The following is a 14,478-nucleotide window of genomic DNA, read 5'->3' on the forward strand; positions in this document are numbered from 1 at the left end:
TCAGAAAATATGTGCTTGATAGAAACAAAATCAGAACCAAGTAATACATGTATCTGGGTGTATCAAAACCGGTATAAAGTTAGAAGATTATCCAATGATAATATTCTATTAAAGAAGAATAGGATTATCTCTCATCGAGATATTTAACCTATTTTATACATGCTTTAAGGTGCCAAGTAAAAAAGAAAATATCGAAAACCTGCAAAAGAAACTAGGTGAAGTTCTAGGCTTAGAACGTGCAGCTCAAAAAGCAGTTGATGAGTTAATAGCAATGAAATTATTAAAATCTGATTCTAAAAATGAAGCCAAGGAAATACAAGATGAAGCTAGTACTCATGAAGAGAAAATTCAAGAGGTTGTGAACGCATTTTCTGAAGATAAGAATATCAAGCTAGATACTGCTAAGGTGGAAGAATCAGCAAAGGAAACAGAGGAAAAAGCTAACAAGATTATGAAAACGTATCTTGGTGAAAACCCTGACGCATCAGAAGCACTAGAGTTTCTCTGTTTAGCCGAAGGAGGCGAAGTGTCTCATTACGAAGTGCTGCAGGCTATCTGTGAGAACTTTGATAACAAGAAGGCCCTAACAACAGTAAAATCTATCCTAAAAGAAGAACAAAAGCATCTTACTCAATGTATTGAGATGGCAAAATCAGTGGTTTCATCATAGAATAAAATAGAGGATAAGTGCAATCATGAAATTTCTATCAACCGTATGTTATCATAACACACTATAGAATTTTATCTCTTTCTTTCTATCTTGCAATCAAGGAATCAGAATTTTTACCATTACATATATTCTATACATCATAAATGAAATATACAGTTTGTTCACAAAATTCATGAATTAGAAATATGGTGCAGAAAGGTAGCAACATAATAGTAGTCTTGTTCTCTTCTTATGAAATGATTCCAATAATATTTTATATCATCCGATGAAATTGCTAGACGATTCCTTAATTGTAGATCTGTATATTTCCAAGGTCACTAATTCTTTGCTTTCCAAATCCCCTTGTATGTTGCTAAGTGAGTCTAAAAGTGACTCGAATGGATGAAACCGTCTTTCTGTTAGCATATCTTGATAGAGTGTAGATCTTTTTGTCGATGTTAAGTCTAACAACATATACAAATTTAGGTTATCGAAGAGGTTATCAAATACCTTCTTTTCATTCGAATTTCTTAATTCCTTTTCAACTTCCGATATAACAAGGCTTTCTATTTCAATTATTTTTCCCTTCGATTGACCGGAATGCATATGCACTATGATACCAACTGGATTGATTTAACCTTTACGCATATATACGCAGCGTATAGTTTAAAATGGAAATTACTCTTTATTGTGTCCATTTGGTAATTTCATAACATACAAAAACAAGATAGAGTCTGTTAAATGTCAGAATTAGGCTTATCTAGCGTAGTTTAAAGCCAGCATTTCCTCCTGGATTCATTCAGTAATCCCATCAGCGTCAAGGAATATTTAAAGTTCATCGAGTTTGGTTTAAAGTAATTAATTTTTGTGTATTTATGATAATTTAAGATATATTCTATTTATCAACAATGTCTAAACAGTATTGTGACAAATTCTTTATCTATCTACATATTCATCTATTGCCTTTTGTGTTAAAAAAACAGAATCCACATCCTCGGGGTCAACAAAGATGAAACCATTTTTAAGTAGGTTATCTCGAACGTGATGTCTTATCTCTGTGTTTGTCTCATATTTGTTGTTACTTCCGCCTTGTTTAGTACAAGCATCGTTATACACATCAATAAATCTTAATGGTACATTAATTTCACTGCCTGTTCTTTCAACCAAGACTTTGATAAATGTATGAGCTAGACGATTTATGTCGTCTGAAGTATATTGTGGCTTCATCGCATATACTAATGTAGATATTTCCTTATAAAATGCTAAAGTAGAATCTCAGTCTATCTTATTGTAGTTAGTATGCATTATTGTCATTTAGTTTGGTCTTTCATCTATATAATAGACCATCGGAGAACATTATGCATACTAAGAGTTGTATGGACTAGTAATTTGGGAAGAAATAAGTCATCAAAAACCATAGTTGAAAACTAACTAACTTGAGATGTAATAACAAAAGCTCCCCTCTGCAAAGGAAAATAAAAAAACTTAATCAGAAATAATTTAGAAAATCAATATAATGATGCTAATGCAATGTCATTACGAGGAATTTTTGGCAACAGAACATACAACTTGGTTTAAAAGAAGAACTATCAACAAACTATTAGTTTGATTTACTTTGATATCTTAAATAATAACAAAAACAAATTTGAATACAATCCAAATATTAATTTTATGTTACCATTTTTCATCTAATTAAAATCAAAAATTGTAAATACTTCTTTTGTGTATTATTATGACAGGTGATGATGTGCAATGGATAAATCCAACACACAAAGTCATGTGTAAACCATTCTTTTAGAGACATGTTTCGTAGGACCTTACTGCAGGACTCACTGTATCTCCACAGGGATTCTATTGAGAGCAAGAAGGTCATTTAATTGTCATGGCTACGCAACCAACACATCAATATGACTTTCTTGTATCTCGCCCCTGAATTCATTATCAGGGGTAGTAAGAGTCTGCAATAGTTGATTTTTATGGACAGAATCGGTAAATAGCAGATTGAATTGATGCAGTGAGTTGTTACTCTTGATTGATTAATATCTTTTTATTGTTTTTTCACGGTATTTTTTGCGCATTCCCCAACCTCGAAAAGATCTTGTCCTTAGTTTATAACTACAACATGGACAATATGGATTCTCGTCCCATTTTATGAATATTTCACAAACACTGCATCTTTTTTGTCCTTGAGCATATCTGGAAGAAACGGCCGGATTCTTTTTTGCTTTGAATCTTTCACATATCCCATTGCAACTCATTATAACATAATCACCAAATTACGTTTGCCAGAAAACTAACTTTTACCCTTTCAGTCGACCAATAGTAGTAGATAATAACCCTCTCAAAGGATAATAAAAAAAGTCTCGAAATAAATTCTCTGTATCCACAAGATTTCTGAATTTGCGAAACTTTACATCTTTCCAAGCCTCTATTTATCATAATAACTCGTGCTTTGCTTTGGGGAAACAAAACAAGGAAAAAAATGGTATCCTGATGAGTGATCACGTTTATACCACGGTGTGATGAATTTTTGTATGAGCTACTTTCATTTTACTGAAGTAGGGAAGTAATATATTGATTGATATGAAGGTCGCAATTGAACCGATTGCGGTAATTGTGAAAGCAAGCATAAGATCTGAGACAGATATGTTATACAATTCTGGAACACCATTTCCAAATGCTCCAGCAGCTGTAGCAGTCTCAACTTTTGTCTTGGCTACATTTAGTGATTCAGCAAATGGATCTGTTAACTGTACTGGTTGTTGTTGCAGTTGCTGTTGCCCTTCTTCAAGTATTTGTGCATATGCAATAGAGTTTCCGCTCACCAGAGATAATAAGGCCATTATACCTGGTAACAATAGTTTTTTTCTTATTGAGAGGCCTCGCATCTTTCTTTGTTTTGATCTAATTGGCCTAATGATGATTTTTGTTACAAATTCTCTTGTATCCATAACTTGATCACCGAGTAAATATCTTCAAATTCTGTAATTTATTTTTTTCTTTGTTTTATATTTAACCGTTTATCCAAAAAAAATATATAATGTAATAGGTTTAACATTGTGTAAGGTGATTTGAATGTTTGAAGATTGGGATATAATTCCAAGAAGAAATACATTCAGAAATTTTTTTGGAGATTTGGAAAAAGAGTTTTCACAGGCAGAAGAGATGATGAATAGGGTCTTTAATACTGCGAGGGGTATAAGTCCATTGACTGCAGATGGATTCAGGCAGGCGTCTACATTCCCATATTACTACGGGTACCAGATAACAGTAGGTCCAGATGGAAAACCTCATGTAAGAGAATTTGGAAATGTTAAACCCGGTGCAAGGGGACTTGTAGAACAGTCGGGTGTTAGAGAACCATTAGTAGATTCAGTGATTGATGAAAAGAATAGTACAATAACTATTACAGCAGAAATGCCTGGGCTTTCTAAGGAAAACATCAAAGTAAATTCATCAGACAATGTCATAATAGTGCATGGTGAAAGGGGCGACAAAAAATATCATACCGAAATCCCCTTAGATGTAGAAATAGAAGATAATTCCACCAAGGCTAGCTATTCCAATGGCATACTGGAGTTGAAGTTCAAATTAAAGGCACCTCTTAAACCCAAAGGAAAGGAGATTAAAATAGAGTAGGGTAAAGAAAAAAATCTCTATTCCATTTTTTTGATAATTATGGTAGATTAGGAGTGTGATGATATTCGATGAATGATTTTGGCAATAACAGTAATAGTAACGAAACAACAAGATCGTTAAAAATTGCTGAAACCGATTCAAAATTTGTAGGAAAGGGAATGGCCCTTTTGGATCCCAAAGTAATGGAAGAGATGAATCTAACTCCGGGAGATGTCATTGAAATTACAAGCAAAAGAAATAAGAGCACTTTTGTCTTGCTCTGGTCCAGTTCACCTGTTGACTATGGTAAGGGACTAATAAGGATAGATGGGTATACGCGAAATAACCTTAGTGAAGGAATAGATGATCGCGTAACCATAAAGAGGACTACCGATATAAGAAAAGCAGAACAGATAATACTTTCTCCTACTGAAGAACTAAACATTATAGATTTAGAAGAGCATCTTCCAGAATTATTGGATGGTAGGGTGGTAACAAGAGGTGATATAATTCCGTTAAACATAGTGGGGAGAAAGATTGGATTTGTAGTTAATAGTATTAGTCCTGTTAATAAAGTGACTATCATAGACTCGCATTTAACTGAGTTTATTATCAGTTCCATTCCAAAAGGAACAAGCAAAGGAGTAATGCCACGCATAACATATGAAGATATTGGAGGCTTGAAAAACGAAGTACAGAAAGTTCGAGAAATGATAGAACTTCCTCTTAGACATCCTGAAATATTTGAAAGAATAGGCATAGAAGCGCCAAAAGGTGTACTTTTGTACGGACCTCCGGGAACGGGTAAAACATTACTAGCAAAAGCAGTGGCCAATGAGACAAATGCCAACTTTTATTCTATCGGAGGTCCAGAAATTATGAGCAAATTTTATGGAGAGTCTGAAGAAAAATTAAGAGAGGTCTTTAAGCAGGCAGAGGAGAATTCTCCATCCATTATATTTATTGACGAAATAGACTCCATAGCACCCAAGCGAGAAGAGGTTTCTGGGGACGTAGAAAAAAGAATCGTGTCTCAATTATTAACCCTTATGGACGGCTTAATGGCACGAGGTAGGGTGGTCGTAATAGGCGCTACAAATAGGCCGAATGCTATTGACCAAGCACTCAGAAGACCCGGAAGATTCGATAGAGAAATTGAAATAGGAATACCAGATAAAGACGGAAGACTAGATATATTGCAAATTCATACTCGTGGAATGCCATTAACAGATAATATCAATTTGGAACAATTCGCCAAAATAACTCATGGATTCGTTGGAACTGATCTAGAATCTCTTTCGAAAGAGGCAGCAATGAGGTCACTCCGAAGAGAATTACCGAAGATCAATATGGAACAATCTAAGATACCATTAGAAGTTCTTAACAAAATAAAAATAACTGATAAGGATTTTGAAGATGCATTAAAGGATATACAACCCTCTGCATTGCGAGAAATACAAATTCAAAAGCCCAATGTCTCTTGGGAAGATATTGGCGGTTTAAGAGAAGTCAAAGAAGAGTTATCTCAAGTGGTAGAATGGCCCCTCAAGTATCCTGAATTGTTTACAGAAGGAGATGTAAAGCCACCCAAAGGTCTGCTGTTATTCGGTCCACCGGGTACTGGCAAGACGCTGATAGCAAAGGCTGTTGCTACTACGTCAGAATCAAACTTTATCAATATAAAAGGTCCTGAATTGTTATCCAAATGGGTTGGAGAATCTGAAAAAGGCGTAAGAGAAGTATTTAGAAAAGCAAGACAGGCAGCTCCCTGTGTTGTTTTCTTTGACGAAATCGATTCGATAGCTCCTAGAAGAAGTACAGGACCCGGAACAGATTCTCATGTAACAGAAAGAATGGTGTCGCAATTGCTCACAGAAATAGACGGTCTTGAAGACCTAAAAGGTGTTACTATTATAGGCGCAACAAATAGACCAGATATTATAGATGAAGCTCTATTACGTCCAGGAAGGTTTGATAGAATTATTGAAGTTCCTCTGCCAGATAAAGATGCAAGGCGACAAATACTGCTTATACATACAAAGCGAAAGCCGCTTGATTCATCATGTGATTTTAACAAATTAGTGGAGTTAACAGACGGATATACGGGCGCTGATATCGAAGCAGTAGTCAATGCAGCCGCCATGGCCTCAATAAAAGATTACGTATATTCGCTAAAAAAATCAGTTAGCACTATTACAACAAAGTCGAAAGTTAACCAAAATGGCGACAACAAAGCATCGTTATCATCATCGTTATCATCATCGTCATCATTGTTAGACAATACAGCAAAATCTATTGGATTAAGAATAAGTATGACACATTTCGAAGAAGCGCTCAAAAAGATAAAGAAAAGAGAGACTCATCTATCCTCATTAAGTAAATAGTGTCGTCAATTCGCATCATCTTTTATTTGCCCCTCTCTTGATCTATTTTTGTGCTCTTTTAGAGCCATTAGTTTTTGACTGTTGTTACTAGATTCATCATTTTTGTCTTTCTTTATTAAGTTCCTTATTGTTCCCAAATATCATCGTGTATGGATCTTTTATAAAATCAATAACATAAAGTAAATTATTTGCGCCTTGTAGGGTGGAGCGATTTGAGAGGCTACTTAAGTGCAAGCGTACTATTTGAAACCTATGTCCCATCATCTGTTACCAAAATTTCTGTATCATTGGTCATATTCTGATAATTTAATACACTATTTGATAAAAGAATGAACGATGACCTAATGTAAATGATATCCTATAGATGTTAGCGTAGAATGCCAATTGTTTTACTTACTGAAACTCTATTACATCAAATAAAATATATCTATCCTAAGGTTTATCAAGTGATTCATAATGCAAGTGTCAAAGTCGATACAATTCAAGGTGTAAATTAATTTGATACACTATTGCTACTGCTATTTGTAACAAAATGATAAACTAGAGGAACAAGGAGATCTGTTTTATCATTATCAATAGTTGTAACTTCTACATCTATGTCATATTCACCCACTTGGGAAAATAATGGTCCGCTAATAACTATATTGCCTGCTGGATCAGGAACAATAGCGTTGGTCAGTACATCAAACGTCCCACCAACGGTTAAGTGAGATGAATTGCTGTTGCGTACCAATATTGACAGGTCACCTACATGTGAATGAAAGAATTCAGACAACATTAATTGATCACCACTTGAAATTGTTATTCTATAAGTAACATGTTGGATTATTTGTCCTGTTTTCTCATCCATCAAGTGCATTGCTATCTGAGCATCTTCGTCTGCAATTATCTTTTTTGGTTCGATAACGAGATCCATAGAAATGCTTCGATCTCCTAATGTCGCCATTGGAGGTGGTGCACCATGATGTTGAGCAAATAATGATTGAGGGTCGGAAACTATTGTCGCCAAGACAAGGAGCATGACCAAGCTCGCAAGAATACTTCTTTTTGGTGAATTAGAATTACACAAACCGAAATTTGGGTGTAGGGGTATTTCTTTAAATACAGTTCTATCCTTTTGATACATCGTCTAAATAATCTCCAATAAAATTCTGATTCTTAGTCTCGATATACACCGTCAATTTACGACTATTTTAGATATCATCCATGGGTGTAATGTACAAAAGTATTCGAATTCTCCCTTCTGGTCGAAGGTGTGTTTAAATGTACTTCCGTCTCCCATCATGATTCCAGAATCGAACACTCCTGAATGACCAGTGCCTGGACTACCAGACGTTACTGTATGGGGCATATTAGTATCATTATTAACCCAAGTTATCTCTGTACCTACTTTAACTTCTGCATTATGAGGATCATAAAACAACTTGCTATCTGGACTTGAAGAGCCTGAAACTATCGTTATTTGATTAGAATTGGAGTTTGCGCCGCTGGATTCTGTAACGTTAGTTGCTAAAGTTTTATCTAGAGTTAGTGAGAGGTTTTCACCTTGTCTTTGTATTTCTTCTGTTTCACCTATTTCTTTCATTATCTTTTTTTCTTCTCTGTCTAGTCCTCTATTTTCAGTCTGATTGACTACTATAGGATTTTGCAGTTTTTTTTGCAGTTCATATTGCCAATCAAACATTGATACGCTTTTGGTTAATAGTTCTGAGGAATTATTAGGTGATTGTTGTTGTTGTTGGAGGTTTGAATTTGTAGTCGTGACATTCGTATCAATACCTACTATTGAATTTGTTGCTCCTTCTGATAACTCGTCTTGACCTATTACTTTTATCTGTCCCATATTACCCTTTTCTTCTTGAATTCCATGGGCATGGAATAAGTAGGTACCTGGATACTTCCACTTGGCTTCAATTATTGATGCATCGCCTGGTGCTACCGAAATGGTCTGTGAGTGAATAGGAAAGTTATCCCACAAGCCCGATGGGTAAGTTAAAAATGTAGTACTATGAAGGTGGAAAGATGCAGGTATAGTGGTACCCAAATTTATCAAATAAATACGCATTAGATCTTGATGATTAATTTCAAGTGGATTATGCATATATTGATCAGCATACCCATTTATCATGTAATAGTCGGCCTCAAGTCCCATCTGATTTTTAAGACTATACTCACCCATCACCATTACAAACTCTTTTGCAGGAGCAATTTCCTTAGCTAGAGGATCAACTATCAAGGCTCCATACATACCCATTCTAATATGTAGAGAAGTTGGGGGAGCGTGGCAGTGATACATCAATGCGCCTGCGGGTTCGCCTGTTATATTATATAGGTATGTCTGACCCGGCATTACCTGTGGGACAACCCCGTCATTTACATCATCGTGATTACCATGAAAATGGATTGTATGCGGAATAGGCGATTTGTTTATGTACTTTATAGTTACATTCTCACCTTCTGCTAATCTTATAGTTGGTCCAGGCACTGTTCCGTTGAAAGTCCAAGCCTTTACTTTTTTTCCTGGGGCTATATCAAGTTCTACATCTTCTGTAACTAGCGTTATGAGTCTAGTAGAATTATTATCATCTTTGGTTGCCATTTGATTACTACTTCTTGTCGCACTACTATTATCGTTAGATGAAGTTGTAGTAGAATTTTCATTTACGACTCCAATTTGCCTTAATTCTTGTGCTAAAACAATGGTCGGCTCTAAACTATTATGATTAACAGATAGAGTAAATATAATGACAAAAGCGCACATTGAGAAAATCATAATTGGTAAAGGCGCAACAAGTTCTTTTAGTTTTAATTTTATACCAAGATCGATATTGTCGCCATATTGAATACCCTGGTCTGAATCACTATATTGTGATAGTCTGGACTTTGAGGGATTAGTTCTTAATAATTTGGCCACGTTATTCCGATTCAATATCTTTACTGCTTACTACTGTAATATAACAATTTTGTCTGATAGCGTATTACACTGTATAACATAAAAATATATATCAAGTAAAGTATTGCATTATATGTGATTGTACAACATTCCCAAAAATTAAGATTCCTCGATTATATTAGTACAAGTAAAAAACAAATTAAGAAATTGTACGAAAGACAATCAACAATACTACTATCCGTAAATTTTATCTCACTTGAGCAGGGTTTCCATGAATAATATTTGTGTCGTTTTCACTTGCGAACTCCTATTTCTACATCATCTGGTCATATTGATTATTAAATCGTAACAAAAATGAATACCATACTAGTTACAGGTGCAACTGGAAATGTAGGAGAACATCTTGTAAAGATTCTATCTTTATATGATAAGGAATTCTATATATCTCTTAGATCGATCGATAGTGGTTGGTCTGATCCTCTAGTGAGTCAAAACATTGAGACTTTCAGAAATCAAGGTTTAATTAATTTTATTGACATGGATTACAACAATCTAGAATCCATCAGTCACCATAAACTGGAAGGCATCGAAAAAATCTTTTTGCTAACGCCTTATATTAATATCTTAGACGTAACTAAGAAAATTGTTACAGAAGCGCAAAAAACAAAGTCTGTAAAACACATTGTTAAATTATCCGATATGGGTACTAATTTGAACCCTCCTACGTATGAAGGGATGCGGCATAGACAATCTGAAAAGATAATTGAAGAATCGGGTTTTTACTATACCTTTTTGAGACCTAACTACTATATGCAGAACTTTCTAAAGGTGTCCTATACACCTTCGATAAAAGGAAGGACCTTTTATCTCCCTTTGCAAAATGCGAGAGCTAGTTTTGTAGATATTAGAGATGTGGCGGAGGTTGCAGCTATAATCCTTCACGAAAAGTCCACTAAACACTACAATATGGTTTATGAAATAACAGGTAGACAACGGCTTAATTGTAATGATGTAGCTGACATTCTAGAAACAGTATTAGGCGAACCTATCAACTATGTTTCTATAACAGAGCAGAAAGCAAAGGCAGAACTTCAAAATTGTGGACTCCAATCAGAATCGATTGATTATATACTTAGTTTCTATAGAACTATACGAGAGGGACGTATGAGGCGAATCTCAAAAACAGTCGAAACAATTTTAGGACGAGAGCCGATACTATTTGATGCTTTCGCGCGAGATTATGCAAAGCTGTTCCAAATTAAAGCGAACTTAAATAAATATATTCACGAATGAATCAAAACCATTTTTATTACAGAAGTATCGAAAGAAATATCTATTCAGAAATAACAGGTTGTCTATTTTGTCATAATTTGGTTGGTTTAAAAGTGATAGATAAGGTAGAACGGTACAGTTGATAACAATGCATAATAACGTTAGGCACTGTAGATCAATTACTGAATGTCAAAAAATCCGACTACCAATACCGCAATACGCATACCAACTGAAATCTACGAGAAAATCGAATTTCAAGCATCTACTGAAGATAAAACAGTATCAGCAATAATAAACAACATACTTAGAAAATATGTATCATGGGATCAATTTGTAAGTGACGTAGGATTTGTTTTTTTGCAAAAACCGTTTGTACGCAATATATTTGAACATGTTTCAGATGACGACATGGTAAAAGCAGCAAAGACTTCATGTTATACAGGGATGAGAGATGCGATTTCTTTTATTCACGGAAAAAATAATGTAGAAAGTATCGTAGATGTATTAAAATTATGGTTTTCCGCATCCAATTTTAATAATAAAGTTATTCAAGCCGATGGAAAAATAGAGTTTAGAATCCAACATAATCTAGGTCGAAAAGGTTCATTATATATAGGAACACTAATAAGTTCTCTTTTTACCGATTTAAACGTCAAGTCAAAAGAGTCCTTACTAAAAGAGCATTCTCTGGTTATTGTATTTAGTTCTACATCAAAAAAATAATTCAAATATACTGATGATGGTTTAGTTCATTTTAATTACGCTTTTGATATGAGACAGACAGTGTCCAGATCAAGGGTGTTTGCTTCGAAAATGATGACCATGTAACAAAACATTCCTATCTTGTCCCCAGGATACTATCAATACGGTAATTCTCTCCTTCTCTTATTAATTGATAAAGGTATTGTAAACCAAAAGTGTGAAAGTTCATCTTTCAATTTATCTTCAGGAATTGGAAGGTGACTTCCTATTGTAGTAGAAAGCAATTCCTTGTTGTTTACCAACGACCTGAAAATATCTTTGTCTGTGACAATGCCAACCAATTTTTCTTTTTCCAGAATTATTATTCTTCTTATTTTCTTTTCGTACATTAATCTTATTGCATCATACACACTTGCGTTGGAAGACAGTGTAACCAATGGATGGCTCATATGTTCTCTAATCGGAACTAATAGTTGATGTGGCTGTATCATTCCAATTGTTCTGACTATATCTCTTTCAGTAATGATTCCGATTGGTTTTCGGGTGTCTAAATCATCTACTATAACCACTGACCCAATATCGTTATTGGACATTATTTTGATATACTAATTATATTTAAATCCTGTTCAACAACTATAATATTTTTATTCATTATAGTTGATATTCCAATGGAATCAAGACTCATAATTCTGATATGACGTGATTATGTAAAATAGTTTTTCCTAATAATGATTTGGCTTCTCCTAAGAAATTAGACGAATCTGCCTTTAAAAGTAAAGTAAGTTTTTTGAGACAATTATTATCACTTCCAGTAAGAATACTAGTAAGATATTATTATATGATAGTACATTGATAGGAGAATTCGGATTTCTAAAATTTTGATATCAATACTCACTATAAATGTTCACAAATAAGGATTAATTATATCTGAATTGCTTTTTACACAGTGCAACACATCAATAAAATCGCTCAAGCGATCACAATTAGAACGGGATTTGGAGCAATTTATTAATGCTTTAGCTTTACAAAATGCATCTGCATTCTGCAGTGCTAATGAATTATCATAAAAAAGTATAAGCAAAAGTAACGCTATTTCTTCTCAATATAAAATGAAAAAACCTAGTAAAATAAACAATTGGAAAACGACCATCGGAATGTTTTGCATCACGGCAGTCTTGATAGTGACCATAATATCAGCATATAGTTCCATCCTTACTGAAGCAATCAACCAAGCACAAGCACAGACCCTAAATGTAACTGAACAAAAAACATATGTAACTGACATTAATGTCCATTTCAAGACTGCATGTGTATCTGTCATAGTATTTACTTATTGTTGGTAATGTAGAAAACAAGTGTTTCGAGTCAATTGAATGGAATTGAATAATTTATTAGATAGATAAATATGATATACCCGATATTTAAAAACGAAATAAGGACATGTTTACCAATCGTGTTTGCTTGCTCCTTTTCTCTAGCAGGGTTTGTCGTTCCTTTAACAAATAGTATGCCTCCGGCTGGTGAGATGTATATATAAATGGTATTGGCCTAGTTGATAAAATCTCTATTATTAATCATTATGATTTTACATCAAAATAGTTTAAGGCTTTGCCTCAAATACCAAATTAAATGGAGTTTGGGTAGCCCGATGGAATTTTGAAAACCCTGCGGATTTTATTATGTCTGAGATTCTCTGTTCTCCTGCTTGTGCACCCAAGGCAGGTCCATTTTCACTTAAGGATGCAGGAACGCACACAATGGAGGATACTGAGTAAAATACCCTTCCAAGTGGATTTAGATTATCCTCGAGTTTATCATTTGCGAAAGGTTCTACTAGCATCCAGGTACCATTTTTTTTCCTTAATGTCTCCAGAACATGTCTAGCTGCTCCGCTTGGATCACCCATGTCGTGAAAGCAATCGAAGAAGGTAACTAGATCATAATCGTCCCCAGGATAATCAGTAGACTTTGCCACATCAAATGTTATATTTTGAAGATTTTCTTTTTTGGCCAATTCTCTGGCTCTTTCTATCGAGGGTTTGTGAGAGTCAAATCCTATGAAGCTTGAATTTGGATATTCTTTTGCCATCAATATTGTCGATGCACCGTGGCCACATCCAACATCTGCTACTTTGGCCCCTCCTTTTTTGAGCTTTTCTTCGACCGAATCGAGAGCGGGAATCCAGCTACTCGTTAGGTTTGCCACATAATTAGGTTTGAAGAATCGTTCGGTGCCTTCATACAAATAGTGATGATGATCTCCCCACCCTAATCCTTTTCCAGTTTTAAATGCCTCAATAATTTTTTCTTCATCTTTAAAAAGGCTAACTAATGATTGGTAAAAACCTGCCACATATACCGGACTATTCTCGTCGGTAAGGGCCATGGCTTGTTCCGCAGGAAGGGTATAGGTATCACTAGCACTATCATAGGTAACATAACCACCTGCTGCTTGAGCAGCCAACCATTCTTTAATTATTCGTGGATGCGTATCTGTTTTTTTCGCTAATTCATCTGATGTTAATCCGCCTGATTCTGCCATAGCTTTGAATAACCCCAGTCTGTCACCAATAAAGGTTATTAATGCACCTTCGGCTGCACCCCATTCATTGACTACCTTTCCAATGAATTCATGCATCTTTGTGTCATCAATTACCATTTGTATTTAAGCCTCCTATAGAATTTGTAACAGTCATTAGTTTTTCATTTATTTTCATTTGTAATCCATGTTTTGTGCCGTCAATGGTTTTTGATAATGATATTTCCTCAATCATGAAATAAGTATAATAATCGTACAATAAATTAATAATGGTATAATAAATTGGATTTTCAGAGCTTAATCCATACAATTGTCAAGAATTCTATATAATACTATAATATGTAAAACGACACAGTAAACAGCTTCAAAAAGATTGACGAATTTATCCAGATAGTTATAAAATAACCGTCCTATTGCAAAA

15 protein-coding genes are annotated in these 14,478 nt (G+C 34.7%); 6 read left to right on the forward strand and 9 right to left on the reverse strand.

The genetic code is table 11. The features are described from left to right. Positions 1-169 precede the first annotated feature (169 nt). Entirely contained in the window at positions 170-670 is a 501-nt protein-coding gene (locus ACMT7R_RS07105; protein ID WP_415310924.1) for a hypothetical protein, read from the forward strand. A gap of 258 nt (positions 671-928) precedes the next feature. Here the strand turns inward: ACMT7R_RS07105 and ACMT7R_RS07110 are convergent, their stop codons facing one another. The 3 genes from ACMT7R_RS07110 to ACMT7R_RS07120 form a co-directional block, all read right to left on the reverse strand. Next, positions 929-1,255 carry a hypothetical protein gene (locus ACMT7R_RS07110; protein ID WP_415310925.1) on the reverse strand — a complete coding sequence of 109 codons (327 nt, stop codon included), beginning with the start codon at positions 1,253-1,255 and terminating at the stop codon, positions 929-931. A gap of 330 nt (positions 1,256-1,585) precedes the next feature. Further along, positions 1,586-1,876: a hypothetical protein gene (locus ACMT7R_RS07115; RefSeq protein WP_415310926.1), complete on the reverse strand. Its 291-nt coding sequence runs from the start codon at positions 1,874-1,876 to the stop codon at positions 1,586-1,588. A gap of 1,280 nt (positions 1,877-3,156) precedes the next feature. Beyond that, positions 3,157-3,600 (reverse strand): hypothetical protein, encoded by a 444-nt coding sequence (locus tag ACMT7R_RS07120; RefSeq protein WP_415310927.1) that lies wholly within the window; start codon positions 3,598-3,600, stop codon positions 3,157-3,159. 124 nt (positions 3,601-3,724) lie between these two features. On the opposite strand from ACMT7R_RS07120, the gene hsp20 reads away from it, so the two are divergent. Both hsp20 and ACMT7R_RS07130 read left to right on the forward strand, forming a co-directional pair. Next, on the forward strand, positions 3,725-4,288 hold the full coding sequence (hsp20, locus tag ACMT7R_RS07125) for an archaeal heat shock protein Hsp20 (RefSeq protein ID WP_415310928.1): 564 nt from the start codon (positions 3,725-3,727) through the stop codon (positions 4,286-4,288). A 68-nt stretch (positions 4,289-4,356) separates the two neighbouring features. Further along, complete coding sequence (locus ACMT7R_RS07130) at positions 4,357-6,651, forward strand: CDC48 family AAA ATPase (protein ID WP_415310929.1); 2,295 nt, start codon at positions 4,357-4,359, stop codon at positions 6,649-6,651. Between the two features lie 5 nt (positions 6,652-6,656). On the opposite strand, the gene ACMT7R_RS07135 is transcribed toward ACMT7R_RS07130, so the two are convergent. From ACMT7R_RS07135 to ACMT7R_RS07145, 3 genes are all read right to left on the reverse strand, one after another. Next, complete coding sequence (locus ACMT7R_RS07135) at positions 6,657-6,788, reverse strand: hypothetical protein (protein WP_415310930.1); 132 nt, start codon at positions 6,786-6,788, stop codon at positions 6,657-6,659. Between the two features lie 356 nt (positions 6,789-7,144). Continuing rightward, positions 7,145-7,777: a hypothetical protein gene (locus tag ACMT7R_RS07140; RefSeq protein ID WP_415310931.1), complete on the reverse strand. Its 633-nt coding sequence runs from the start codon at positions 7,775-7,777 to the stop codon at positions 7,145-7,147. A 51-nt stretch (positions 7,778-7,828) separates the two neighbouring features. Then, positions 7,829-9,580, reverse strand: coding sequence for a multicopper oxidase domain-containing protein (locus tag ACMT7R_RS07145; RefSeq protein WP_415310932.1), 1,752 nt, complete (start codon positions 9,578-9,580; stop codon positions 7,829-7,831). 318 nt (positions 9,581-9,898) lie between these two features. Between ACMT7R_RS07145 and ACMT7R_RS07150 the strand changes: the two genes are divergently transcribed. Further along, the gene (locus ACMT7R_RS07150; protein ID WP_415310933.1) at positions 9,899-10,837 is read left to right on the forward strand and encodes an NmrA family NAD(P)-binding protein; all 939 of its coding nucleotides are present in this window, start codon (positions 9,899-9,901) and stop codon (positions 10,835-10,837) included. Positions 10,838-11,002: 165 nt separating this feature from the next. Beyond that, a complete protein-coding gene (locus ACMT7R_RS07155; protein WP_415310934.1) occupies positions 11,003-11,539 on the forward strand; it encodes a hypothetical protein in 537 nt (178 codons plus the stop codon). A gap of 137 nt (positions 11,540-11,676) precedes the next feature. Here ACMT7R_RS07155 and ACMT7R_RS07160 read toward each other — a convergent pair whose 3' ends face one another. Beyond that, on the reverse strand, positions 11,677-12,111 hold the full coding sequence (locus ACMT7R_RS07160; RefSeq protein WP_415310935.1) for a cyclic nucleotide-binding/CBS domain-containing protein: 435 nt from the start codon (positions 12,109-12,111) through the stop codon (positions 11,677-11,679). 588 nt (positions 12,112-12,699) lie between these two features. Between ACMT7R_RS07160 and ACMT7R_RS07165 the strand changes: the two genes are divergently transcribed. Then, on the forward strand, positions 12,700-12,861 hold the full coding sequence (locus ACMT7R_RS07165; RefSeq protein WP_415310936.1) for a hypothetical protein: 162 nt from the start codon (positions 12,700-12,702) through the stop codon (positions 12,859-12,861). A 257-nt stretch (positions 12,862-13,118) separates the two neighbouring features. Here ACMT7R_RS07165 and ACMT7R_RS07170 read toward each other — a convergent pair whose 3' ends face one another. Both ACMT7R_RS07170 and ACMT7R_RS07175 read right to left on the reverse strand, forming a co-directional pair. Next, positions 13,119-14,177, reverse strand: a complete 1,059-nt coding sequence (locus ACMT7R_RS07170) for a class I SAM-dependent methyltransferase (protein ID WP_415310937.1) — start codon at positions 14,175-14,177, stop codon at positions 13,119-13,121. Next, positions 14,167-14,292 carry a hypothetical protein gene (locus tag ACMT7R_RS07175; RefSeq protein ID WP_415310938.1) on the reverse strand — a complete coding sequence of 42 codons (126 nt, stop codon included), beginning with the start codon at positions 14,290-14,292 and terminating at the stop codon, positions 14,167-14,169. Before ACMT7R_RS07175 ends, ACMT7R_RS07170 begins: the two co-directional genes overlap by 11 nt. Between the last annotated feature and the right edge of the window lie 186 nt (positions 14,293-14,478).

It is taken from the genome of Candidatus Nitrosocosmicus sp. FF01, from assembly GCF_047711275.1.
GTDB lineage: Archaea > Thermoproteota > Nitrososphaeria > Nitrososphaerales > Nitrososphaeraceae > Nitrosocosmicus.